This window comes from Arthrobacter sp. BI5 (genome assembly GCF_056680065.1).
Genome location: NZ_CM155264.1, coordinates 827,176 through 851,020 on the forward strand (window position 1 = coordinate 827,176; position 23,845 = coordinate 851,020).

24 protein-coding genes and 2 riboswitches are annotated in these 23,845 nt (G+C 69.1%); of the genes, 22 read left to right on the top strand and 2 right to left on the bottom strand.

Annotation, left to right across the window (positions count from 1 at the left end):
* Positions 1 to 979: 979 nt before the first annotated feature.
* The 16 genes from AC1MED_RS03920 to AC1MED_RS03995 all read left to right on the top strand — a co-directional run bounded on the left by AC1MED_RS03920 (position 980) and on the right by AC1MED_RS03995 (position 14,750).
* Entirely contained in the window at positions 980 to 1,774 is a 795-nt protein-coding gene (locus AC1MED_RS03920) for a flagellar hook-length control protein FliK (protein ID WP_479785528.1), read from the top strand.
* Positions 1,775 to 1,792: 18 nt separating this feature from the next.
* The gene (locus AC1MED_RS03925) at positions 1,793 to 2,227 is read left to right on the top strand and encodes a flagellar hook assembly protein FlgD (RefSeq protein WP_346960073.1); all 435 of its coding nucleotides are present in this window, start codon (positions 1,793 to 1,795) and stop codon (positions 2,225 to 2,227) included.
* A 30-nt stretch (positions 2,228 to 2,257) separates the two neighbouring features.
* Positions 2,258 to 3,433 carry a flagellar hook protein FlgE gene (locus AC1MED_RS03930; protein WP_479785529.1) on the top strand — a complete coding sequence of 392 codons (1,176 nt, stop codon included), beginning with the start codon at positions 2,258 to 2,260 and terminating at the stop codon, positions 3,431 to 3,433.
* Positions 3,434 to 3,943: 510 nt separating this feature from the next.
* A complete protein-coding gene (locus AC1MED_RS03935) occupies positions 3,944 to 4,231 on the top strand; it encodes a flagellar FlbD family protein (RefSeq protein WP_479785530.1) in 288 nt (95 codons plus the stop codon).
* A gap of 2 nt (positions 4,232 to 4,233) precedes the next feature.
* Entirely contained in the window at positions 4,234 to 5,055 is an 822-nt protein-coding gene (locus AC1MED_RS03940) for a motility protein A (protein ID WP_346960076.1), read from the top strand.
* The gene (locus AC1MED_RS03945; RefSeq protein ID WP_479785532.1) at positions 5,052 to 5,879 is read left to right on the top strand and encodes an OmpA/MotB family protein; all 828 of its coding nucleotides are present in this window, start codon (positions 5,052 to 5,054) and stop codon (positions 5,877 to 5,879) included. The genes AC1MED_RS03940 and AC1MED_RS03945 overlap by 4 nt, the downstream gene beginning before the upstream one ends.
* Positions 5,880 to 5,964: 85 nt before the next feature.
* Complete coding sequence (locus AC1MED_RS03950; protein WP_346960078.1) at positions 5,965 to 6,861, top strand: flagellar motor switch protein FliM; 897 nt, start codon at positions 5,965 to 5,967, stop codon at positions 6,859 to 6,861.
* A complete protein-coding gene (fliN, locus tag AC1MED_RS03955) occupies positions 6,858 to 7,586 on the top strand; it encodes a flagellar motor switch protein FliN (protein ID WP_346960079.1) in 729 nt (242 codons plus the stop codon). Before AC1MED_RS03950 ends, fliN begins: the two co-directional genes overlap by 4 nt.
* Entirely contained in the window at positions 7,587 to 8,219 is a 633-nt protein-coding gene (fliO, locus tag AC1MED_RS03960; protein ID WP_479785533.1) for a flagellar biosynthetic protein FliO, read from the top strand.
* Positions 8,220 to 8,257: 38 nt separating this feature from the next.
* Positions 8,258 to 9,106 (top strand): flagellar type III secretion system pore protein FliP, encoded by an 849-nt coding sequence (gene fliP / locus AC1MED_RS03965; protein WP_479785534.1) that lies wholly within the window; start codon positions 8,258 to 8,260, stop codon positions 9,104 to 9,106.
* Positions 9,103 to 9,378: a flagellar biosynthesis protein FliQ gene (fliQ, locus tag AC1MED_RS03970; RefSeq protein ID WP_175321994.1), complete on the top strand. Its 276-nt coding sequence runs from the start codon at positions 9,103 to 9,105 to the stop codon at positions 9,376 to 9,378. The genes fliP and fliQ overlap by 4 nt, the downstream gene beginning before the upstream one ends.
* A gap of 1 nt (position 9,379) precedes the next feature.
* Complete coding sequence (locus AC1MED_RS03975) at positions 9,380 to 10,138, top strand: flagellar biosynthetic protein FliR (RefSeq protein ID WP_346960082.1); 759 nt, start codon at positions 9,380 to 9,382, stop codon at positions 10,136 to 10,138.
* Complete coding sequence (locus AC1MED_RS03980) at positions 10,138 to 11,220, top strand: EscU/YscU/HrcU family type III secretion system export apparatus switch protein (RefSeq protein WP_346960083.1); 1,083 nt, start codon at positions 10,138 to 10,140, stop codon at positions 11,218 to 11,220. The genes AC1MED_RS03975 and AC1MED_RS03980 overlap by 1 nt, the downstream gene beginning before the upstream one ends.
* A 37-nt stretch (positions 11,221 to 11,257) precedes the next feature.
* The gene (locus tag AC1MED_RS03985) at positions 11,258 to 13,306 is read left to right on the top strand and encodes a flagellar biosynthesis protein FlhA (RefSeq protein WP_346960084.1); all 2,049 of its coding nucleotides are present in this window, start codon (positions 11,258 to 11,260) and stop codon (positions 13,304 to 13,306) included.
* Positions 13,284 to 14,486: a hypothetical protein gene (locus tag AC1MED_RS03990; protein ID WP_479785535.1), complete on the top strand. Its 1,203-nt coding sequence runs from the start codon at positions 13,284 to 13,286 to the stop codon at positions 14,484 to 14,486. Before AC1MED_RS03985 ends, AC1MED_RS03990 begins: the two co-directional genes overlap by 23 nt.
* Positions 14,487 to 14,495: 9 nt before the next feature.
* Entirely contained in the window at positions 14,496 to 14,750 is a 255-nt protein-coding gene (locus AC1MED_RS03995; RefSeq protein WP_346960086.1) for a carbon storage regulator, read from the top strand.
* A gap of 6 nt (positions 14,751 to 14,756) precedes the next feature.
* Here AC1MED_RS03995 and AC1MED_RS04000 read toward each other — a convergent pair whose 3' ends face one another.
* Complete coding sequence (locus tag AC1MED_RS04000; protein WP_346960087.1) at positions 14,757 to 15,272, bottom strand: flagellar protein FlgN; 516 nt, start codon at positions 15,270 to 15,272, stop codon at positions 14,757 to 14,759.
* Positions 15,273 to 15,496: 224 nt separating this feature from the next.
* Between AC1MED_RS04000 and AC1MED_RS04005 the strand changes: the two genes are divergently transcribed.
* The 4 genes from AC1MED_RS04005 to AC1MED_RS04020 all read left to right on the top strand — a co-directional run bounded on the left by AC1MED_RS04005 (position 15,497) and on the right by AC1MED_RS04020 (position 17,929).
* A complete protein-coding gene (locus AC1MED_RS04005) occupies positions 15,497 to 16,315 on the top strand; it encodes a sigma-70 family RNA polymerase sigma factor (protein ID WP_346960088.1) in 819 nt (272 codons plus the stop codon).
* Between the two features lie 135 nt (positions 16,316 to 16,450).
* On the top strand, positions 16,451 to 16,933 hold the full coding sequence (locus AC1MED_RS04010) for a Dps family protein (RefSeq protein WP_479785536.1): 483 nt from the start codon (positions 16,451 to 16,453) through the stop codon (positions 16,931 to 16,933).
* A 110-nt stretch (positions 16,934 to 17,043) separates the two neighbouring features.
* Complete coding sequence (locus tag AC1MED_RS04015) at positions 17,044 to 17,445, top strand: ArsR/SmtB family transcription factor (RefSeq protein ID WP_479785537.1); 402 nt, start codon at positions 17,044 to 17,046, stop codon at positions 17,443 to 17,445.
* A gap of 10 nt (positions 17,446 to 17,455) precedes the next feature.
* Positions 17,456 to 17,929 (top strand): SRPBCC family protein, encoded by a 474-nt coding sequence (locus AC1MED_RS04020; protein WP_479785538.1) that lies wholly within the window; start codon positions 17,456 to 17,458, stop codon positions 17,927 to 17,929.
* Positions 17,930 to 17,938: 9 nt separating this feature from the next.
* On the opposite strand, the gene AC1MED_RS04025 is transcribed toward AC1MED_RS04020, so the two are convergent.
* Positions 17,939 to 19,507 (bottom strand): MFS transporter, encoded by a 1,569-nt coding sequence (locus AC1MED_RS04025; RefSeq protein ID WP_479785540.1) that lies wholly within the window; start codon positions 19,505 to 19,507, stop codon positions 17,939 to 17,941.
* 68 nt (positions 19,508 to 19,575) lie between these two features.
* Between AC1MED_RS04025 and AC1MED_RS04030 the strand changes: the two genes are divergently transcribed.
* Both AC1MED_RS04030 and gcvP read left to right on the top strand, forming a co-directional pair.
* On the top strand, positions 19,576 to 20,115 hold the full coding sequence (locus AC1MED_RS04030) for a TetR/AcrR family transcriptional regulator (protein ID WP_479785542.1): 540 nt from the start codon (positions 19,576 to 19,578) through the stop codon (positions 20,113 to 20,115).
* A 561-nt stretch (positions 20,116 to 20,676) separates the two neighbouring features.
* Positions 20,677 to 20,775, top strand: a riboswitch (glycine riboswitch).
* Position 20,776: 1 nt separating this feature from the next.
* Positions 20,777 to 20,892: riboswitch (glycine riboswitch) on the top strand.
* A gap of 39 nt (positions 20,893 to 20,931) precedes the next feature.
* Complete coding sequence (gene gcvP / locus AC1MED_RS04035) at positions 20,932 to 23,844, top strand: aminomethyl-transferring glycine dehydrogenase (RefSeq protein WP_479785544.1); 2,913 nt, start codon at positions 20,932 to 20,934, stop codon at positions 23,842 to 23,844.
* The last annotated feature ends 1 nt before the right edge of the window (position 23,845 follow it).

The window sequence follows — 23,845 nt, forward strand, 5'->3', positions numbered from 1 at the left end:
GATGCACGCGCGCGGCGCCGGGCAGGGGAGCCGCAGCCGCGCGGAGGGCGGCTCGTCCGACGCCGACGCCTTCGGATCCGTCCTGAGCGACGCTGTCGCCAGCGGAACACCCCCCACCCCCGACGCTCCCTCAGGTTTGGTGCCTTCCGTACCCAACGCTCCCTCAGGTTTGGTGCCTTCCGTACCCAACGCTCCCTCAGGTTTGGTGCCTTCCGTACCCAACGCTCCCTCAGGTTTGGTGCCTTCCGTACCCAACGCTCCCTCAGGTTTGGTGCCTTCCGTACCCGACGCTCCCTCAGGTTTGGTGCCTGTCGTACCCGACGCTCCCTCAGGTTTGGTGCCTGTCGTACCCAACGCTCCCTCAGGTGTGGCGCCTTTCGTTCCCGTAACTCCCGCAAACCCCGCATCGGCCACAAGACCCGGTGACGCGGAAGCGACGACGGCCGCGAGCCAGGGATTGGGTCCCGCGACGGCACCGACAGACGCGCCGACGGGAGACGTGCTGGCGTCGGCTTCCGATTCCACCGCCAACGCCATTGCTGCCCTGGGCTGGCTCAATCCCGGCACCCCGGGAAGTCCGGCCGTGGATCATCATTCCGCCGCCACTGCTGGAGCGGACGTCATGCAACCGGAGGCGGGGACCGGCCCGGTGCTAACGCCGGCAGGGGTTCCCAAGAGTTCGGGTCTCTCCCTCGCGCAGTCACCTGACGTCCTCCGCCCGGAGCCGGTCGCGGCAACCGCGGGTCCAACGATTGCACTGCCGGGCAGCGCAGTGGCCTCCAGCGCCGTCCCTGGCGTGCAGTCTGCCTCCACACCGGTGACGACGGCGGCAACCGCGCCGGTGTTGCCTGCAGCGCGGGCGAAAGCCTTTGTGCTGCCGGCCGCGGTTCTGACCACAGCGTCCGCCGCTGAACCGGCCCAAACAACCGCAGGTGGAAAGGCCGGCCCGGCTGCGACTCCCTCGGTGCCCCCGGCCGGCATGCCCGGAACTTTCAACATGGCCGGCACGGCGACCGGCACGCCCACCGGCGCGACGGCAGCTAGCACGCCGACCGCCAGGCCCACCGGCGTGGTGGCGGCCGGCGTCGTCGTCGGAGCGGGAAACGTTCCCGGCACCACTGCCCCCGTCCCCGCGGACCGCACGCCTGCGGCTGCTGCCGCCCCCACCGACAACCTGGCTGCGGCCGGCGCCGCCGGCGCGGCAGCTGTGGCCCCGCCCGCGCCAGGCCCGGCAGCCGGCACGGGAGCACCCGCCGCCGCGGCTCCGCTTCCGACGCCCGCCCAGCAGCCCGCCCTCCAGCCGCAACTGGCCAGACCTCTCTTCACCCTCGCCGGGGCGCCGCACGGCCAGCACATCATGACCCTGAAGGTCAGCCCGGAGGACCTCGGACCGCTGACCGTGCGCGCCCACATCGACGGCGCCGGCGTGCGGATCGAACTGTTCGCCCTTGGGGACACCGGCCGGGAGGCCCTGCGCGGGATCCTCCCCGAACTGCGCAAGGAACTTGCCGACGCCGGCTTCGGCGCCAGCCTCGACGTCTCGGACCATAGCGGGCCCGCCGGCGGGGGCCGGGACGCAGGGCAGGCCTCAGGGCAGGGAGCCGGCGGACGCGAAGCCTCCCACGCCGGCAGCGGCGGCTCAGGCGCCGGCGGCCGGAACGGGCCCGGCGAACCCCGGTGGGGACACCCCTGGGACGCCCTGGCGGACGAAGCCTCGCTCCGCACCGCCAGGATCCTGAACGGCCCCCAAACCACCCTCGACATTCTCGTCTGACACGAAGGAACCCCACCCATGACCATCCAGCCCATCGCCCCCCAGCCGATCACGGCCGCGGGGACGACCCCGGAGGCTGCTGCCGTCCGGGCGCCTGTGCAGACCATGGACGCCAACGTGTTCATGACCCTCCTCGTGGCCCAGCTCAAGAACCAGAACCCCAGCGCCCCCATGGACACCAACCAGATGATGGCCCAGACCATCCAGCTCTCCATGATGGAAAAAATGACCGAACTGACCACCAACAGCAAGGAGGGTTTCTCCCTCCAGATGCGCTCGGCCGCAGCCCAGCTGATCGGCCACTCCGTCGACTACACCCTCGCCGACGGCACCACCGGCACCGGACTCGCCAGCTCGGTCTCCTTCGCCGGGACGGTGCCAACCGTCAAGGTCGGCGACCTTTCCATCCCTCTCGACTCCATCAGCGGCCTCACCGCACCGGCCGCTTCCTAGCCGTTTACCTCCCGTAGAAAGGCAGTTCCCATGCTCCGCTCGCTGTACTCCGGAATCTCCGGCCTCCGTGCCCACCAGACCATGCTGGATGTCACCGGCAACAACATCGCCAACGTCAACACGGCCGGCTTCAAGGCGTCCTCCACGCAGTTCCAGGACACCCTGTCGCAGATGACCCAGGGCGCCTCCGCGCCGCAGGGGGAGTCCGGCGGCAGCAACCCGGCGCAGATCGGACTGGGCGTCCGGGTTGCCGGCGTCAGCACCAACTTCGCCCAGGGCTCCTCGCAGAGCACCGGCCGCGCCACGGACATGATGATCTCCGGCGAGGGCTTCTTTGTCACCAGCAAGGGCGGCCAGCAGCTGTTCACCCGCGCCGGATCCATGACGTTCGACGCCGCCAGCCAGCTGGTCAGCCCCGACGGCGGCATCCTGCAGGGCTGGACCGCCAACGCCAGCGGCACGGTCGACCAGGGCAGGGCGATCGGCGATATCACGCTCAACCCGAACACCATGATCGCTACCCCCACCACTACGGTCACGCTGGACGGGAACCTGCCCGCTGACGCGGCCGCCAACACCACCTTTGACCGCATCGTCAAGGTTTACGACGGCCTGGGTGCACCCCGCGATATCTCGCTGAACTTCGCCCGGAACGGCGCTGATTGGGATGTCACCGCCAAGGACGGGGCAACCACGTCCCCGGTGACCAAGCTCACCCCCGGCCCGGGCGGGACCCTCGTTGCCAGCCCCGCGCTTTCGATCAACGGCATCGACGTCGACCTTTCCAAGGTCTCCGGCTTCGCCGGCATGAGCTCCCTAACCGTCAGCGGCCAGAACGGGTCCGCCGTCGGCAAGCTCGAGTCCTTCACGCTGGGCAACGACGGGTCACTGATCGGATCCTTCAGCAACGGCGTCAAGCAGGTGCTGGCCAAGATCGCGCTGGCCAAGTTCACCAACCCGGCCGGGCTGGAGAAGGCCGGTGGCTCCTCCTACGTCGCCACCGGCAACTCCGGCAACGTCCAATTGGGCGCGGCTGGCGACCCGGGCATCGGCACCCTGGCCGGCGGCTCGCTGGAAATGTCCAACGTGGACCTGTCCCAGGAATTCACCAACCTGATCGTCGCGCAGCGCGGCTTCCAGGCCAACGCCCGCATCATTACCACCTCCGACGAGGTCCTGCAGGAGCTCGGCAACCTCAAGCGCTAACCCCAAGCGCGCACCGCAGTCCACGGCTGACTGCGACAGGCGCAGGGGACAGCTACGGGCCTCGTACCGCACCGAGTCCCGGGCTGTCCCCTCGGATTCACCCGTTTGCGGCAAACCCGGTGGCCGCCATGCCGCGGCATGGCTGCTTTTTCGCACCGGTTCTGGAAAAGCGCGGCGCGGTTGGACGGACGCTCCTCGGATCCGGGGGGCGCGGGTCCGGTTCCGCAGCCGGTGTCCGTTGCCGTAGCGAAATTCGTGCCGCCGTCGTCCCCCGGAGCTGCCCAGGCCGGCGGCGGTGAAGCTGACAAATAATCGTAAGCATGCTTATGATGGTCGTGCGAACGAAGGCCGGGTAACGGCGGCCACATGGCAGAGGGTCCTTGGGGGACCCTCTTCGTGTGTCCGGGCCAATTCCTAACGAAAGCGCGCCTGCGGCCGACAGTAAGGGGAGAACACCCCTTCCCGCCGCTTGGCCCCACAGCCGAGCAGTCCCCAGAGCAGAATCGGCCCATGATCGTTGTTACACGCCTCAACGGAACGCGCTTCGCGGTCAATCCGGACCTGATCGAACGGATCCACGAGAGCCCGGACACCCACCTGGTCACGCTCGACGGCGCCGCCTACGTGGTGCTTGAAAGCCTCGCCGAGGTGGTGGAACTGATTGCCGACTACCGCGCCTACGTCCTGAGCAAGGCACGGGACTTTCCCGTGGTCACCGGCTTCCCGCTGAGCCTGGTCCCGCCGGCCGGATCGGACGACGACGCCGGCACCACTGCACCTGAACCACCAAGGAAGTAACCATGGATCCCGCAACAGTCATCGGACTGCTCCTCGCCTTTGGCTCCGTCATTGTCATGGTGCTCATTGAAGGCGGCAGCCTTTCCTCGCTGCTGCTGCCCGGGCCCCTGGTCCTGGTCTTCGGCGCCACCCTGGCGATCGGACTGGCGGGCAACACCCTCAAGGACGTGATCCAGGCCTTCAAGGCCGTGCCGGGGATGTTCGTCGGGAAGACGTCAAAGCCGCAGGAAAGCATCGACCAGATGGTCCGCTTCGCGGAAAAGGCGCGTGCCGAGGGCCTGCTCTCCCTCGAGGAGGAGGCGGCGAGCGTCAAGGATCCGTTCCTGGCCCGTGCCTTGCAGAACATCGCCGACGGCACCGACGCCGAGGACCTCCGGATGCAGATGGAGGACGAGATCGACACGAAGTCGCGCAGCGACCACGCCTCGTCGAAGTTCTTCGCCAGCCTCGGCGGTTACGCCCCCACCGTGGGGATCGTCGGAACTGTCGTGTCCCTCACCCATGTCCTGGAAAACCTCTCCAAGCCGGACGAACTGGGGCACATGATCGCCGCCGCGTTCGTCGCGACCCTGTGGGGCCTGCTCTCCGCCAACTTCATCTGGCTGCCGTTCAGCTCGCGCCTGGCCCGGCTCTCGGAGCTGGACATCGAACGCATGACCCTGGTGATGGAGGGAATGCTCGCCGTGCAGTCCGGCGCCCAGCCGCTGCTGCTGGCCGAACGGCTCCGGTCCATGGTCCCCGAGCACCAGCTCAAGAGCGCCGACAGCCGCCGCAAGGCGCCGAGCGGGGATTCCCCTGCGGAGTCGATGGACACCGCCGCGTGAGCGGGCGCCGGCGGCCCCGCAAGAAACCCGAAGCGCACCACGTCGACGAGCGCTGGATGGCGTCCTACATGGACATGGTCACGGTGCTTATGTGCCTCTTCATCGTCCTCTACGCCATGTCCACGGTCGACGCGAACAAGTTCGAGAAGCTGCGCAACTCGCTCGCCACGGGGTTCGGAGCGGTGGCCTCGGAGACCGTGGACACCGCCTCCGGCACGGTGGTCCCGCCCGAATTCGTCGACAAGGACCTCGAGGCCTTTGCCGCCGTCCAGGCGGACGACAAAACGGCCCAGGATCAGGCCCTCGCCGCGGCCAAAAAAGAGGTCGACCGGCTGAAGGCCCTGGAGCAGAAGATGAAGGCCGGCCTGGCCGCCGCCGGGTTGAGCCAGAACGTCGAGTTCCAGATCGACCAGCGCGGGCTGACGGTCAAGCTGGTCGGTTCGCAGGCCTTCTTCGCCCCCGACCGGCCCGAACTGACGGCCCGGGCCTCCCGCGTGCTGGAGATCATCTCCCCGATCCTCCGCACCGCGGCCCTGGAAATCATGGTGGAAGGCCACGCAGCGAAGGGCATCACCGCCTACCCCTCCACCTGGGAACTGTCCTCGGCGCGGGCCGTCAATGTGCTGCGGCACATGGTGGACCGCGGCGGTATACCGCAGAAACTGATCGGTGCCGTGGCCTTCGGGTCCGCCCGGCAGGTCAACGACGATTCGACGCCGGCCCTCATGGAGCGCAACCGCAGGGTGGACATCGTGGTGATCTCGGACAAGCCCGACGTCGTCCGCGCCCTCATCCCGAAGGCGCTGAAGCTGAGCCAGAAGTAGGCCGGCAGCCGCCGTCGGGCGGTCGTCAGGAACTGCCTGCCCCCGACTGCTTACGACGGCGGATCCGCTGCCGATAGTGGCAACCGTGAGTGTTCTGGATGAGCGGGAAGTGGTACGGGAGCGGACCGTCAGCGTCTATGACTTCCGGCGTCCCGCGACGCTGGCGCGTGAGCACAGCCGCGTCCTGGAACTCGCCTTCGAGACCTTCGCCCGCCAGTGGGGTACCCAGCTGACCGCCAAGGTCCGCGTGAAATCCGTGGTCCGGCTTGAAGACGTCCGGATGCAGAGCTACGACGAGTACGCCGCCTCGCTGCCGGCCGTGACCGCCATGGTCCTGTGCGCCATCGAATCAAACGATTCCAAGCTCGTAGTGCAGTTCCCGGCCCCCTCCGCCCTGGGCTGGATCAACCGGATGCTCGGCGCCTCGAACGACTCCGCCATGCCGGACCGGAAATTCACCCAGATCGAACAGGCCCTGGTCAAGGGACTGATGGACGAGGCCCTCGAGGACCTCGGCTACTCGCTCGGACCGCTGCTGAGCGAAACCATCCGGGTGGACACAGTCCAGTACAACTCACAGTTCGCCCAGGCCGCAGCGCCGAGCGAACTGATGATTGTCGCCGCCTTCACGATCAACGTCGGCAACATCAGCGCCCCCGCCACCCTGGCCGTACCGGCCGGAATCCTGCTGGGCCGGCTGAAGAAGGTCAACCCCACGGACAACCGCGGCGACGCCGCCGCCCGCATCAGCTCGCAGCTGGAGCGGGTCCCGGTGGAGCTCTCGGTGCGGCTCTCGACGTCGTACGTCACTCCCAGCCAGGTGCTGGGCCTCGCGGTCGGGGACGTCCTGACCCTGCCGCACCTGGAAAACCGGCCGTTCGACCTCACCCTGGACGGCACGAGGCTGGCCACCGCCGCCCCGGCCCGCAACGGGTCCCGGGCCGCGGCCGTCATTGTCACAATCGAGGAGAACAACCAATGAGCATCACCCTGACCAAGCATGAATCGTCGGCGGAACGGCTCGTTGAGGAGCTGCCGAGCCCGGTAGCCCTGAAGGTCGTGGCGCTGGTCCCGTCCCGTGCCGCGGCTTCCTACGCCCGCCAGGCCGTCACGGCGACCTTCGTCGGCTCCGTGACCGCGGATCTTGCCCTGATGCTCAGCGACCGCACCTTCCTGGACGAAGCTGCCGGCGGCATGGCCGGCGGCCAGCTCGGCGTCGTCTCCGTCACCGATGTGCTGCGCCCGGCGATGGAAAGCGCCAGCTCCGTCTTCGGCGCCGGTGTGCTGTCCGACCTGCGCGAATCCGACGCGTCCGGGCTGCTCTCGGACCCGGACACAGCGGTCTTCGAACTCTCCGACGGCACCAGCCCCGCGGCCTGGTTCGCCGTCCGGCTGCGCGAACACGGCACCGGCCAGGACCGCTCCGGCGACGTCTTTGGCGGCGGCGACACGGTAGCCGGCCGGCTGGGCCGCATCAACAACATCGAAATGGCCCTGACCGTGGAGATCGGCCGCACCCGCATGTCCGTCCGCGACGTGCTCTCGCTCGAGCCGGGCAAAATCATCGAACTGGACCGCTCTGCGGGCGCCCCGGCGGACGTCCTGCTCAACGGCCGGCTGATCGCCCACGGCGAGGTTGTGGTCCTGGACCAGGACTACGCCGTGCGGATCACCCGGATCCTCGACGTGGCCGAGGGGCTTAGCTGAATGGACTCGCTGATCCTCGGGCTGCGGGTAGCCGTGGCCCTGGGCGCGGTGCTGGGCCTGATCTGGTTGCTGCAGCGCCGTCTCGGCAAAGGCACGGGACGACGCCGGGCTGACGCCGCGTTGAGCGTCGTCAGCCGCCAAAGCGTCGGCCAGCGGGCCTCCGTGGTGGTGGTCGACGCCGGCGGGCAGCGCTTCCTGCTCGGCGTCACCGACCACGCCGTCAACGTCCTGCACACGGGCGACATCCCCGAAGAGCCCGCGGAAGCCCCGGTTCAGGAGCCCCGCCGCGGCGGCGCGGCCGGCGCCTTCGCCCAGATCCTCGCCGGAGCCGGTGTTCCCGCCGCGCCCATCGACGGCGCCGCCCACCTCGCGGGAGCCTCCGACGGCGCTGTGGCCTCCGACGGCGCTGTGGCCTCCGGCCAGGCTGTCACCGGAGCCGGCACCGAACCGGGCACCCCGGAGCGGCCGCTGTCCCGCCGCAGCTCCATCCACCGCGACTCCCACACCCGGACCTCGCCGGGGCGCGGCACCATGGCCGCGTCCGCGGCGCACCCGCCGCTGCACGGGTCAATTCTGGCCGGTTCCACCTGGAAGCAGGCCGCTGCCGCTCTCAGGAGCGGACGCCGCAATTGATCCGCCCTGCCACCGCCCGCCGTGCCCCCGTCCCGTCATTGAGCAGCAGCCACGCGAACCCCGGCGCCAGCCGGGCCCTCAGGATCCTCACGGTCGGTCTTGCCGCCGTCCTGCTCGCCGTCCTGCTGCTCTGGCTCAACGCTTCCGCCGGCCACGCCACCGCCCCGGCTCCCGTCCCGCCGGTTCCGCCAACCCCGCCGGCCAGCCCGGACAACGGCAGCGTCAACATTGAGATCAACGGCATGGACGGGAAGCCCTCCACCGCGGTCCTGACCCTGATCGGGATCACGCTGCTGTCCGTGGCGCCCGCGCTGCTGCTGATGATGACCTCGTTCACGAAGATCTTCGTGGTGCTGGCGATGACCCGCAACGCGCTCTCGCTGCCGTCCATCCCGCCCAACCAGGTGCTGGCCGGCCTGGCCCTGTTCCTCTCAATCTTCGTCATGTGGCCGGTCATCAACGAGATGAACACCATCGGGGTGCAGCCCTACCTCAACGGCACGCTCGACTTCAACGGCGCGCTTAGCGCCGGCTCGGGACCGCTGCAGCACTTTATGCTGGCGCACACCCGCGAGGAAGACATCGCGCTGATGACCCGTGCCGCCGGCATGGAGAACCCGGCCACCCCGGAAGCGGTGCCGCTGCAGACGCTCATCCCGGCGTTCATGATTTCGGAGCTCCGCGCGGCCTTCATCATCGGTTTCGTCATCTTCATCCCGTTCCTCGTGATCGACCTCGTTGTCTCCGCGGCCCTGATGTCGATGGGCATGATGATGCTCCCGCCGGTCATGATCTCGCTGCCGTTCAAGATCCTGCTGTTCATCCTGGTGGACGGCTGGGGCCTGATCATTACCTCGCTGGTCCAGAGCTACGCGGGCACCGGATGAACGCCAACGCCGTCCTGGACATCTGCCTCCAGGCCATGATCGTGGCCGCCAAGCTCTCGGCCCCGGTGCTGGTGACGGCGCTGGTGGTGGGCCTCGCCATTTCCCTGCTGCAGTCCATCACCCAGCTCCAGGAAGCCACCCTCTCCTTCGTGCCCAAACTGGCCGCCGTGGCGGTGGCCCTGCTGATCTGCGGGCACTGGATGATCTCGGAGATGGTCGCGTTCACCAACGACCTCTTCGCCAAGATCCCCTCCCTGCTCGGAGGCCTGTGAGGTGGGCATCCCGATCGACCAGACGTGGCTGGAGGTGCTCCTGCTGGCCACCGTCCGGATGACGGCATTCCTGGTCGTGGCGCCGCCGTTCGCGCACCAGGCCTTTCCCGGGCGGATCAAGGCGATGCTGGGCGTGGGCCTTGGCCTGGCCGTCACACAACGGCTGTCCGCCGGCTACACCGCCCGGGACACGGCCGGGTTCTTCACCGGCGTGGTCCTGGAACTGGTCACCGGCCTGGTCCTGGGTTTCCTGGTCATGCTGGTCTTCGCCGCGGTCCAGTCCGCCGGCAGCCTGATCGACCTCTTCAGCGGTTTCCAGATGGCCCAGGCGTTCGACCCGCAGATGATGGTCAACGGCGCCCAGTTCACCCGGCTGCTGCAGATGGCCGCGCTCGCCCTGCTGTTTTCCTCGGACGGCTACCAGCTCGTCATCGGGGGCCTGACCGGGAGCTTCACCGCGCTGCCGCTGGCCGGCGGCCTTGACCTTGCCCAGCCCGTCCAGGCCATGACGTCCGCCGTCACCGGCATGTTCCTCGCCGCCGTCCAGATCGCCGGCCCGCTGCTGGTGGTGCTGTTCCTGGCCGACGTCGGGCTCGGCCTGCTGACCCGGGTGGCCCCGGCACTGAACGCCTTCTCGCTGGGCTTCCCGCTCAAGATCATGCTGACCCTCGCGCTGGCAGGGTTCCTCTTCCTCGCACTGCCCAGGATCGTCTCCACCCTGGCCGGGCAGGCCGCCAAGACCGTGCTGGGGGTGGGCTGATGTCGGATTCACAGGAAAAAACCGAACAAGCCACCGACAAACGCATGCGGGAGGTCCGCTCCAAGGGCCAGCTCTCCCGCTCGCAGGACCTCACGGCCTGGCTGGCGGTCGGAGCCGCCGCCGTGATGATCCCCGCCACCGTCGAACGCGGAGCCAATGCCGCCACCGACCAGGTCTTCAGCGTCCGGGGCGTGATGGCTGACCCGGACCCGGCGAAGGCCGTGAAGGCGCTCGAAGACGGCCTCGGTTCGCTGGCCGGAATCCTCAGTCCCATGCTGATCGTGGTGCTCGTCGTCGTCCTCGTCGGCTCGGCACTGCAGGGCGGCATCCACCTGAAAAAGTTCCGCGTGGACTTCGAGAACTTCAAACTGCTCAGCGGACTAAAGCGCAGCTTCGGCACCCAGGCGCTCTGGGGCGGGGTCAAGGCCCTGCTGAAGGCGAGCGTCGTCGGCCTGGTGCTCTATTCCGTGGTGCAGGGGCTCATCCCGGTGCTGCTCACCGCCGGCGGCCTCCCGGTCTCCGGCGTCGTGGCCGCGGCCGGCGGCGGCATTTCCTCCCTCGTCCAGTTCGCCGTCTTCGCCGGCATCGCCCTCGCGGCCGTGGACTTCTTCGTCGTGATGCGCCGGAACCGGAAGAAAACCCGGATGTCCAAAAAGGAAGTCCAGGACGAAAACAAGAGCAGCGAAGGCGATCCGCTGATCCGTTCCCAGCGCCGCGCCCGGCAGCTGGCGATGAGCCGGAACCGCATGATCGCGGCGATCGGCGACGCCGACGTCGTCCTCGTCAACCCCACGCACGTCGCCGTCGCGCTGAAGTACGAACCCGGAAAGTCCGCCCCGCGGGTGGTGGCCAAGGGCGCCGGCCACGTCGCGGCACGGATCCGGCAGGAAGCCGAGGACAAGAACGTGCCGATGGTCCAGGACATCCCGCTGGCCCGGGCGCTGCACGGCGCCTGCGAGCTGGGGCAGGAGATCCCGGTGGATTTCTACCACGCGGTGGCCGGCGTCCTGGCCTTCGTGATGTCGCTCAAGGCCCGCGGCGCCGGCGCCGGGCTGCACCGGATGGCGGGGGCCGCACTGTGAACACTTCCCGAACCAGCGTCTGTGAAAGGACCGCATCATGAACAACAGGCTCGCCCGGCTGGCGGTGCCGATCGGCATCGTGGGCATCGTGCTGCTGCTGGTGGTTCCCGTGCCCGCACCGCTGCTGGATTTCCTGATCGTCTGCAACATCCTGCTGGCGCTGCTGGTCCTGCTCACCAGCATGTTCGTCAAGAAGCCGCTGGACTTCTCCGTCTTTCCCTCGCTGCTGCTGGTGGCCACGCTGTTCCGGCTGGGCCTCAACGTCGCCTCCACCCGACTGGTGCTGGGCAACGGCTACGCCGGCCAGGTCATTGAGGCGTTCGGCAAGGTGACCGTGGGCGGTTCCATGATCATCGGCGCCGTCGTATTCCTGATCCTGGTGGTCATCCAGTTCGTCGTCGTTACCAAGGGCGCGGAACGCGTCGCCGAAGTGGGCGCCCGCTTCACCCTGGACGCCATGCCCGGCAAACAAATGGCGATCGACGCCGACCTGAACGGCGGCCTGATCACCGACACCCAGGCCCGGGAGCGGCGCGCCGAGGTCTCCGCCGAGGCCGACTTCTACGGCGCCATGGACGGCGCCTCGAAGTTCGTCAAGGGCGACGCGATCGCCGGCATCATCATTATCATCATCAACTTCATCGGCGGCATCGCCATCGGCATGCTGCAGCGGGGCATGGAAATCGGCGACGCCCTGAACACCTACGGCCTGCTGACCATGGGTGACGGGCTCGTCACCCAGATCCCGGCGCTGCTGATGGCCGTCTCCACCGGCATGATCGTGACCCGCTCCAACGCCGAGGCGGATATGGGCCGGACGGCGTCCACCCAGCTGCTGCAGTCGCCCAACGCCCTGATGATCGCCGGCGTCGCCGCCCTCGCCATGGCGCTGATCCCCGGCATGCCGCCCCTCCCGTTTGTCCTGGTCGGGGCCGGGCTGATCCTGGCCTCGCGCCGCACCGCGGCCAGCCAGCAGCAGGCCGAACAGGCCCGCGACGCCGAGGCCGCGGCCCTGAACTCCCCGGAGCTCGACCCGAACGAGAAGCTGCTCGAGGACATGCGCATCCACCCCGTGGAGATCCTGCTGGCCCCGGACCTGGTGGACATGGTCTCCGGCGCCTCCGACGACCTGCTGGCACGGGTCCGGTCGCTGCGGCACAAGATCGCCATGGAACTGGGCCTGGTCATCCCGCCGGTCCGCACCCGGGACAGCGTGGACCTGCCGCCGGCCACCTACGCAATCCGGATCGCCGGCGTCGAGGCCGGCCGCGGCACCGCGCCGGGCGGGCAGATGCTGGCCCTCGGCGACTCGCTGGACACGCTGCCGGGCGTGGCCATGATCGAACCGGTCTTCGGGCTCGCCGGGAAATGGATTCCGGCCGAAATGCGCCACAACGCCGAGATGACCGGCGCCACCGTGATCGACCGCGTCTCGGTGCTGGTCACGCACCTGTCTTCGATCGTCACCGGCAACGCCGCCCGGCTGCTGTCCCGCGAGGACGTCCGGGTGCTGACCGAAGGGGTCCGGAAACAGAGTCCCTCCGCCGTGGACGAGCTCACCCCCGCGTTGCTCTCGCTCGCCGAGCTGCAGCGCGTGCTCCAGGGCCTGCTTGACGAACAAGTCCCCATCAACGACCTGGCCCGCATCTACGAGGCGCTCACCCTCCGCGCGAGGGTCTCCACGGACCCGGAATCGCTCGTGGAAGCGGCTCGCCAGTCCCTCGGCCCGGCCCTGACTGCCAAGTTCATGGACGGCCCGGTGCTCAACGTGATCATGATCGACCCGCTCCTGGAGCAGTCCATGCTGGAGGACATGCGCCCGGCCGAGGGCGGCAGCCAGATCGTGATGGGCCAGGACCGGCTCGACGCCGTGCTCCGCTCGGTGGGCAACGCGGTGGACTCCGCGGCCGCCGCGAACCGGCAGGCCGTCCTGGTCTGCGCCCCTGCACTGCGCCCGGCCATCCACCGGCTCATCGGGGGGCAGCCCGGGTCCGTCCCGGTGCTGTCCTACCGCGAAGTCACCTCCGCCAACGTCCGGATCGAAACCGTAGGAGTCGTGCGCCATGCCGAACCGCTATCGGCTTAAGGGAGCCTCGCTGGAGGAAATCCGCAGCAAGGCCGAATCCCAGTACGGCCCGTCGGCCCGGATCGTTTCCGCCGAACGCGTCATCAGCCCCGGGATCGCCGGGCTCTTCGCCGGGAACCGTTATGAGGCCGTCGTCGAGGTCCAGCCCAAGCACGACGTCGTCACCGGCGAGGTAGTGCCGGAGGCCGACATACTCACCGAGGGCGAGATCGTGGAACCGCGCGCCGCCGCGCCCCGCGCTGCTGCACCGGCCGCCGCCACGGCGCACCCGGCACGCCGCGCGGCAAAGAACGCGCCCCAAAACACGCCGCAGGACGCGCCGCGGCCGCAGCCAACCCCGGGCGGTTCCCGCGTTGCTGCCGCGCCCGGCCACGCGCTGCAGGGCGACGCGATCGCCGCCCTGCTGGCCGAGGCCGACGCCGCCGAACGGACGCTGCACCGGACCGGCGCCCCCGGCGCCCCCGGCCTCTCGACCGAATCGCCGGGCTTCGCCGAACTGCTGGACCAGCTGGGCTCCGGGCTGAGGACACCGGCGGCCGGCGGGGGACAGGCTGAACCGGACGCTCCGCTGCCTCCGGCCGGCAGCATGGGGGAGCGCCCTGCGCCGGACCGCAACCAGGCGCCGTCGCCGTCGTCCGTGCGGGCGGCCGTACCGACGCGCGAGCGGATCCCGGTCCCGCTGCAAGGGACCGGCGACCTGGTGGTGCTGGTCGGCCTAGGGGATGACGCGCTGGACACGGCCCTGGCCATGTCGATCGCTGCCGGGGGCGCGGACGTGCGCACCGCGGGGGAGCTGAGCGCCTACGGCCACCTGCACCTTGACGGACGCCAGAGCGCGACGGCGGCCCGCGCCCACGCGGTGGAGACCGAACAGACGGTGCTGGCCGCTTTTGGCCTGGGCACGGGCCGCAACACCCTGGCCCGGCTGCAGGCGATCGCGGCCCTTTCCCCGGATCAGCTCTGGGTGGTGGTGGACGCCGGGCGCAAGCACGAAGACACCGCCCGCTGGGTGAGCCAGCTCAGGGCCCGGTTTGAGGTGGCCGCGGTCGCCGTCGTGGGGGCGGCGGACACCGCGACCCCCGAAAGCGTGGACGCCCTGGGCCTGCCGGTGGGCTGGATCGACGGCCAGGCGGCAACCCGGCCGGCCCCGTGGGCCGCAGCGTCCGGCCGCGAAGGGTAGATTGAGAGAATGCTGGTACTCACACGCAAACCGGGCGAACAGATCATGATCGGCGACGGCATCGTCATCACTGTTCTGGAAGGCCGCGGCGACGGCGTCCGGATCGGCATCGAGGCGCCCCGCGGCGTCTCCATCCAGCGGCGCGAAGTCATCGAGGCCATCGCCGCGGCGAATCTGGCGGCAGCGGAAGCTGGCGCCGACGCCGGTTCCGGCACCGAGGATGCGCTGCGCGGGCTGATGCCGCCGGCGCCCGCCAGCGACTGAATCCGCTTAGTGGGAGTTCGCGTCGTCGCCGAGGTACTGGGCCATCAGCGGCTGGGTGGCGCGGCGCGTAATGGCGAGGGCACGCTCAATGTTTCCTGCAACCGTCAACTGTTCGAGCACACCCGCCGGGTCGGTTGATGTTTCGGGCCGTTGCAGGCCCCGGAGCGTTGCCTCGTTGGTGCGGGCGGCCTCGCCGAGGCGGCCCATCAAGGCGCGCAGGCCGTCCAGGTGCTCCTGCAGGACGGTGGGCCAGGAGCCCGGCGGTGCGGCGGCAATCAGTTCAACCAGTGTTGCCTGCGCCGGCAGGCCCCATTCGGCCGCCACCGCCGCGGACTCGACATTCCGGGCCAGCGACTCAAACCGCAGACGGTCCAGCACGCCTTCCACCTCGGAGGCGGTAAAGGTCAGCCAGTGGGTGTTGCCGGCGGCCGCGTGCAGCCGCTGGGTTTCCAGCCGGAACAGGAGCAGCTCCAACTGCCGCCGTTCCTGCCACAGCGCCGCCGAAAGATCCCCTGCACCCATGGGCCCCATCCCCCTGCCATCCCGGCCAAATTACGGCTTTCCGCATTTTCCGCCAAGCTTTTCCCTGAGGGTACACGCAGATTCCGGATCAGGTGATAGGTTTCGTTCTGGGTGCTGCGCCCCGGCTTCGAACACCGCCTCCCATGGGGGGAGTGCGGGACTGTTTGCGGGTGCGGCTCTCAGGGTTTTAAAGCTCCTGATCCGTCTCATGGGGGGACACACTATTGAATCGCGTGGAACGCAACGAGATGGTCACCCAGCACCTTCCGCTGGTTGGCTATCTCGTCTCAGATTTGTGCTCGAAGGCGTCCCACCTCTCGCGCGATGACCTGGCGTCGGCTGGCGCCGTTGCCTTGATTACCTCGGCCGATTCCTTCGACCCGGCCCTTGGCGTACCCTTCGGAGCCTTCGCCCGCCGCCGCATTCTCGGCGCCTTCGCCGACGAGATGCGGGCCAGCGACTGGGCCACCCGCTCCGCACGCCGCCGGATCAAAGAGACCATGTCCGTCCAGGAAACCCTCGCGGCGGCCCTCGGGCGCACGCCCTCGGTGGACGAGATCGCGTCCGCGCTCGGCGTCCAGCAAAGCGTCGTGGAAGCGGCCCTCGCCGACGCGTCCCGCACCCTCACGCCGCTGGACGACGCCGTCGTCGACACGCTCGCTGCCGAGACCCTGACCCCTGAGCACTCCGTTCTTGCGGACGAACGGCTCCAGTACCTCCGCGCGGCCGTGAAGTCGCTGCCGGAACGGATGCGCTACGTGGTCGAGGAGATCTACTTCGGCGACCGGACCGTCAAGGACCTGGCAGCCGAGCTGGGCTCCACGCACGCGGCGGTGTCGCAGCAGCGCGCCGAGGCGATCCGCCTCATGCGCGACGGCCTGACCGCCCACTACGCGGACGACCCGGACCAGGGCTTCGAGCCGCAGTCCCGGATCACGCCGCGCCGCCGGAACGACTACCTGGCCCAGCTCTCCGAAGCCACGGCCGGCGGCATCACCCGGGCCATCTTCCCGCAGGGGCCGATGCTGAACCAGGCCGTCTGAGGCCGCCCGCACGGTTAGTAAGCTCACTTAGTAAGCTGATCGTGAAATTCCGCCGCGACCATCGCGTGCCGTCTGCTCCCTGGGGTAGCGTCTGAGGCATAACGCCGGACCAGCCGTTCCTACCAAGGAGGATGCATGAAAGCAACACCCACCCTGACGAGCAACCTGCAGGCCGTTCTTGTGGACCTGATCGAGCTCCACGTCCAGGGCAAGCAGGCCCACTGGAACATCGTGGGCACGAACTTCCGCGACCTTCACCTGCAGCTGGATGAGATCATCGAGGCTGCCCGCGGCTTTGCCGACGATCTGGCCGAGCGGATGCGCGCCCTCCATGCCCTGCCGGACGGCCGCAGCTCCACCGTTTCCAAGACCACCGCGCTCGCCGAATTCCCGACCGGTCTGATCAACACCAAGGATGCGATCGACAAGATCGTCGCCGCGCTCGAGGCCGCCGTCGGCACTATGCGCAAGGTGCACGACGAGGTGGACGAGGAAGACCCCACCACCGCCGACCTGCTGCACGCCTTTATCGCCAAGCTGGAGCAGTACGCCTGGATGGTGAACGCCGAAACCATGCGCGCCACCGCCAGCGTCACCACCCCGGACAGCAAGAAGTAGGCGCCTCCTTCCACGCGCCTTCCAAGCGTCCGGCGCCGGGTTCCCTCCCGGCGTCGGGCGCTTGTTTTTAACCCCTTGACAGCCGCTGCCACAGCGCAATACTTAAGTATGTGCTTAACAATGAAGGCGGTCCGGACGGGAAGCGGGCGGACGGGAAGCGGGAGGGCAGCGAACGGGCGCTCGACGGCGTCTTCCGCGCCCTCGCGGATCCTACCCGCCGGGCCATCGTGGTCCGCCTATGCGAGGGGCCGGCGACCGTCTCCGAGCTGGCGGCACCGTTTCAGATCAGCCTGCCCGGGATTGTCCAGCACCTTCAGGTCCTGGAAGCCAGCGGCCTGATCCGCAGCGAGAAGATCGGCAGGGTGCGCAGCTGCAGCATTGTCCCTGCCGCGGTCCGGCGCGCCGAAGACTGGCTGGGCCTGCGCCGGACGCCGGAGGAGCGCCGCCTTGACCGGCTGGAGCAATTCCTGGATCCCAGCCTCCGTACTCAGCCATTCCGCCACGAGCCATGAGGAGTCCGTTGTGAGTGTCCCCGTTACGCACGCAAGCTTCAGTTTGGAACGCCGCCTGAACGCGCCGCCGGCCTGCGTCTTCGCAGCGTTTGCCGACCACGCCAGCAAGAAAAAATGGTTCGGCGGCCCGCCGGAGTGGTACCAGGGCGAATCCAGCCTCGACTTCCGGGAGGGCGGCCGCGAGACCGACGTCGGCGGCCCGGTAGGGAGCTGGGTCTCGACCATGCATGCGATCTACCACGACATCGTCGAGAACGAACGGATCGTCTACAGCTACGAAATGCTTCTCGACGGACGGCGCATGTCCGTGTCGCTCAGCACTATCGAGCTGGAGCCCGACGGCGACGGCACCGTCCTGACCCTGACGGAGCAGGGCGCGTTCTTCACCGGGACGGCCGCGAGCGACGCCGAGCAGGTGGCTGGCCGCGAGGAAGGCACCGCCGGCCTGCTGGACGCGCTGAAGGCCGCCGTCGAGGCGGGCTGACGCCGGCGGCTAGTTCGCCGTCGGCACCTTGCGCAGGACGACGCCGGCCAGCACCGCGGCGCCTGCCATCAGCACCAGCGCGATCGCGGCGGTGATGTGGACGCCGGAGTCGAACGCCGCGCGGGCGGCGGCCATCACGGCCTCTGCCAGCGGTCCCGGCAGGGCATGGGCCAGCTCGGCGGCTCCGGCCAGGGTCTCGCCGGCCTGGGCGGCGGCTTCCGACGGCGCCGCCCCGGCAACGCCGTCGGGCAGCCGGAGGTTGCGCTGGTAGGAGGCGGTCAGGATGGAGCCGAGGATGGCGGTGCCCAGCAGCGAGCCGACCTCGTAGCCGGTTTCCGAAATGGCGGCCGCCGCGCCCGACTTCGCCGCCGGTGCCGCGCCCAGGATCAGGTCGTTGGAGATGGTCTCGGCCGCGCCGACGCCCAGGCAGAGCACCAGCAGGGCGGCCAGCAGCACTCCTGGCCCGGCACTGCGGTCGCCCAGGGCCACCAAGCCGTAACCGGCTGCGCTCAGCAGCAGCCCGCCGGCCACCACAAAGCCGGGCCGGATCCGGCGCACCAGCGGGACCACAAGCAGCCCGGCGACGACGGTGGCGACCAGTGCCGGGACCATCGCGACGCCGGACTCCGACGGGGACTGGCCCTCGAGCAGCTGCAGGTGCTGGGCGAGGAACAGGATGAAGCCGTTGTAGGAAAACAGGGCCAGGACGTTGGCGGTAATGGCGGTGCTGAACACCGGGTTGCCGAAGAGGCTGAGGTCCAGCAGGGGAGTGGCCGTGTCCGAGGCGGCCAGCCGGCGCTGGCGGCGGACGAACGCGAAGCCCATCAGCAGCCCGGTGCCGAGGGCGGCAAGCGGTTCCGGTGCCACGCCGTCGGTGGCGAGGATCTTGATGCCGTAGACCGCCGGCACCATGGCCAGCAGGGACAGGACGATGCTGGGCACGTCCACCCGGCCCGGGTTGGGGTCCCGGGATTCCGGGATGAGCGCGGGGCCCAGGACCAGCAGCGGCGCGATGATCGGCACTGCGACCAGCAGGACCGCGCCCCACCAGAGGTGTTCGACGAGCCAGCCGCCGACGATCGGGCCGAGTGCGGCGCCGCCGGAGAAGCCCGCGGCCCAGATCGCCACCGCGAGCCGGCGCCGGTTGGGCTCCGGGAAGATATTGCGGATCAGGGACAGCGTGGACGGCATCAGCATGGCGCCGAAGAACCCCAGGCCGGCCCGGCCCGCGATCAGCCATTCCGCGCCGGGCGCAAAGGCCGTTGCCGCGGAGACGGCCGCGAAGCCGGCACTGCCAACGAACAGCAGCCGGCGGCGGCCGATCCGGTCGCCCAGGCTGCCCATCGCCACCAGGAGCCCGGCCAGGACCAGCGGATAGGCATCGACAATCCACAGCAGCTCCACCCCGGTGGCATCCAGGCTGCGGGCAATGGCGGGCAGGGCAAACGTCAGGGCCGTGTTGTCCACGGCCACGAGCAGCACCGGGAACATCAGCAGGGACAGTGCCACCCAGTCGCGCCAGGGTGCGCGTGCGGCCGGGGCGGGACGGACGGCTGCGGACATGGAAGTGGTGCTCATGGAGGTTAACTATACCGTCTGGACGGTATAGTTAAGAAATGGCGGTCCGGACGGGCATGATGGGAGTCATGGCCAGAAAACCCGTCGCCCGCGAAGCCGTCCTAGATGCGTTCGAGTCACTGCTCATCACGGAGGGTGAGCGTGCCGCGACGCTGGACGCGGTGGCCCGGACGGCAGGCGTCTCCAAAGGCGGCCTGCTTTACCACTTCCCCACCAAGGATGCGATGATCTCGGTGCTGCTGGAGCGCCTGGACCGGCTCCTCGCGGAAGACCTCGAGGCCATGGCCGCGGCGCCGGAAGGGGCCGCGGCGTATTTCATCAAGTCCTCGGTGTGGGCCGATACCCCGCTGGACCGGGTGTTCGTGGCCGCCACCCGGCTGGCCGAAGTGGCGCACGCCGAGACGCTGCGGCGAATGGCCGGTGTCCAGGAGAGCTGGCTGGCGCTGCTTGCGGCCGATGTGGGCCCGGCCATGGCCAAGCCCGTGCTTTATATGGGGGACGGGCTGTACTTCAACGCCATGCTGGCCCGCGGGCCCGGAGGGGCAGTTCCGGACGTGACCGGTGACGTGGAGAGCCTGCTGGCCGCCGTCGAGCGGCTGCGCGGCTAAAGGCTGCCCCACCAGAGGACGCTCCCGCAGGTATGGCGGGTTTGTGCGTGACGCTCCCGCAGGTATGGCGGGTCTGGACGCAACCCTCCCGCAGGTCACGCTGCAAAAGTGGGAACCCTCCCGCAGATCCGCCGGGTTTGGACTTGACGCTCCCGCAGGTCCGGCGGGTCTGGACTTGACGCTCCCGCAGGTCCGGCGGGTCTGGACTTGACGCTCCCGCAGATGGGCGGGTCCGCACGTGACGCTCCCGCGGATCAGGCTGCAAATTTCGGAACCCCCGCAGGTCAGGTGCGGGAGCGTTGGCGAAATTCGTGCCGGATGTGCGGGAGCGTTGGGGAAATTGACGCCGGATGTGCGGGAGCGTTGGGGAAATTGACGCCGGATGTGCGGGAGCGGCAGTAAGATTCCTGCCGGATGTGCGGGAGCGTCGGGGAAATTGACGCCGGATGTGCGGGAGCGTCCGTTAACGTTCGTGCCGGCACGGGGTGGAGTTTGCGGACGCGCGTCCGCCATAGGACAATGGAGTCTGTGACTACGGTCACGAGCAATTGAATAAGCCTTTGATCTGCGGCGGGAGAGTCCTGCAAGTAGGTACAAGCAGGCGCCGTAGGAGCAAACCCTCCCCAGGAATCTCTCAGGCCCATGTACCGCCGCGGCAAGGCAACTCTGGAAAGCAGCAGGCATGTCCTCCGACATGCCGTGCTCACCGACGGTGCAAGCGGAGCCTCGCAAAAGCGGCTGCGCGGAAACTCTCAGGTCCAATACAGAGCGGGGAGGAACCCGAATCAATGTGGCGTACCCTGCGCCGCCTTAGTTATGGAGTTCCTTGTGACTGTTACCTCAGCCTCCACGTCCTTCGTTGACCGGCACATCGGCGCCCGCCGCCAGGCCGACGTCGACGCCATGTTGAAGGCTGTCGGCTATGACACCGTCGACGCCCTCGTGGATACCGCCGTCCCGAAGGACATCCGGCAGGACTCCGGCCTCGCGCTCGGGGCAGCCCTCAGCGAGGTTGAGGTCCTTGCCGCGCTGCGCAGGCTGGCGTCGAAGAACAAGACCGCCGTGCAGATGATCGGCCAGGGCTACTTCGACACCGTCACCCCGGCCGTGATCCGCCGCAACATCCTCGAGGCCCCCGCCTGGTACACCGCGTACACCCCGTACCAGCCGGAAATCTCGCAGGGCCGGCTCGAGGCCCTGCTGAACTTCCAGACCATGGTCCAGGACCTGGTCGGCCTGCCGATCGCCAACGCCTCGCTGCTGGACGAAGCCACCGCCGTCGCCGAGGCCGTGCTGATGATGCGCCGGGCCAACAAGAACAAGACGGCGCACGACGGCAAGACCGTCCTCGACGCCGACTGCCTCCCGCAGACCATCGCGATCGTCAAGGGCCGCGCCGAGGCCCTCGGCTTCGAGGTGGAGGTCGCCGACCTGTCCAAGGGCCTGCCCGAGGGCGTCATCAACGGCGTGGTGCTGCAGCAGCCCGGTGCCTCCGGCCGCGTCTTCGACCACTCCGCCGTCATCGCCGACGCCAAAGAGCGCGGCGCGCTGGTCACGGTCGCCGCGGACCTGCTGTCCCTGACCCTGATCACCTCCCCGGGCGAGCAGGGCGCGGACATCGCCGTCGGCTCCGCGCAGCGCTTCGGTGTGCCGCTGTTCTTCGGTGGGCCGCACGCCGCGTACATGGCCGTCCAGAAGGGCCTCGAACGCTCCATGCCCGGCCGCCTGGTCGGCGTTTCCAAGGACAACGCCGGCGTCCCCGCCTACCGCTTGGCCCTGCAGACCCGCGAACAGCACATCCGCCGCGAGAAGGCCACCTCCAACATCTGCACCGCGCAGGCGCTGCTGGCCATCGTCGCCTCCTTCTACGCCGTCTACCACGGCCCGGACGGGCTGAAGGCGATTGCCGAGACCACCCACGGCCACGCCCGGACCATCGCCGCCTCGCTCAAGGCCGCCGGCTTCGACGTGCTGCACAGCTCCTTCTTCGACACCGTGACCGTGTCCGTGCCCGGCAAAGCCGCGGACATCATCGCCGCCGCGGACGCCAAGGGCATTAACCTGCGCGCCATCGACGCCGACACCGTCGGCATCTCCGCCGATGAGGCCACGACGACGGCGATCGTCTCCGACGTCGTTGCCGCCTTCGGCGCCAGCGTCACTGACGCAGAATCCGACAGTGACGCCGACTTCGGACTGGATGCCGCCGTCGAACGCACCTCCGACTACCTCCAGCACCCGGTCTTCAACACGCACCGCTCCGAAACCCAACTGCTGCGCTACATCCGCCGCCTCTCGGACCGCGACCTCGCCCTGGACCGCACCATGATTCCGCTGGGCTCGTGCACCATGAAGCTGAACGCCACGGCCGAGATGGAAGCCATCTCCTGGCCGGAGTTCGCCTCCATCCACCCCTTCGCCCCCGAATCCCAGACCGCCGGCTGGCGCGAACTGATCGAGGACCTCGAAGCCCAGCTGACCGAGATCACCGGCTACGACCAGGTCTCCATCCAGCCCAACGCCGGCTCCCAGGGCGAGCTGGCCGGCCTGCTCGCCATCCGCGGCTACCACCTCTCCCGCGGCGACGACCAGCGCAACGTCTGCCTGATCCCGGCCTCCGCGCACGGCACCAACGCGGCTTCGGCCGTGCTGGCCGGCATGAAGGTCGTCGTCGTGGCCACCGCCTCCGACGGCACGATCGACCACGCCGACCTCACCGCCAAGATCGAGCAGCACCGCGATGCCCTGTCCTGCATCATGATCACCTACCCCTCCACGCACGGGGTGTACGACGCCGACGTCCGCGAGGTCTGCGACGCTGTCCACGCCGCCGGTGGCCAGGTCTACATCGACGGCGCCAACCTCAACGCCCTCGTCGGCCTGGCCCAGCCGGGCCAGTTCGGCGGCGACGTCTCGCACCTGAACCTGCACAAGACCTTCTGCATCCCGCACGGCGGCGGCGGACCCGGCGTCGGCCCGGTCGCTGCCAAGGCGCACCTGGCGCCGTTCATGCCCGGCAACGCGGCTGACCCGGCCAACGGCGCCGAGGGCACCCCGATCTCCGCTTCCCGCTATGGCTCGGCCGGCGTGCTGCCGATCTCCTGGGCCTACGTGAAGCTGATGGGCGGGCAGGGCCTGACCGAGGCCACCAAGTCCGCCCTTCTGGCCGCGAACTACATCGCGGCCCGGCTCAACGACTACTTCCCGGTGCTCTACACCGGCGAAGGCGGCCTGGTGGCGCACGAGTGCATCCTGGACCTGCGCGAACTCACGGCCAAGACCGGTGTCACGGCCGAGGACGTGGCCAAGCGCCTGATCGACTACGGCTTCCACGCCCCCACCTTGGCGTTCCCGGTGGCCGGCACCCTGATGGTCGAACCCACCGAATCCGAGGACCTCGGCGAAATCGACCGGTTCATCACCGCCATGATCGCCATCCGCGCCGAGATCGACCAGGTGGCGCACGGCGACTTCAGCGTGGAGCACAGCCCGCTGCGCAACGCCCCGCACACCGCAGCGGCCGTGATCAGCACCACCTGGGAGCGCAGCTACCCGCGCGAACAGGCCGTCTTCCCGGTCCACACCCTCAAGCAGGACAAGTACTTCCCGCCGGTGGGCCGGATCGACGGCGCCGCCGGCGACCGCAACCTGATCTGCTCCTGCCCTCCTCTCGAAGCCTTCGAAGAAGACACCGCAGACCACTCCGCCACCTCCGCCTCCAACGACTAGG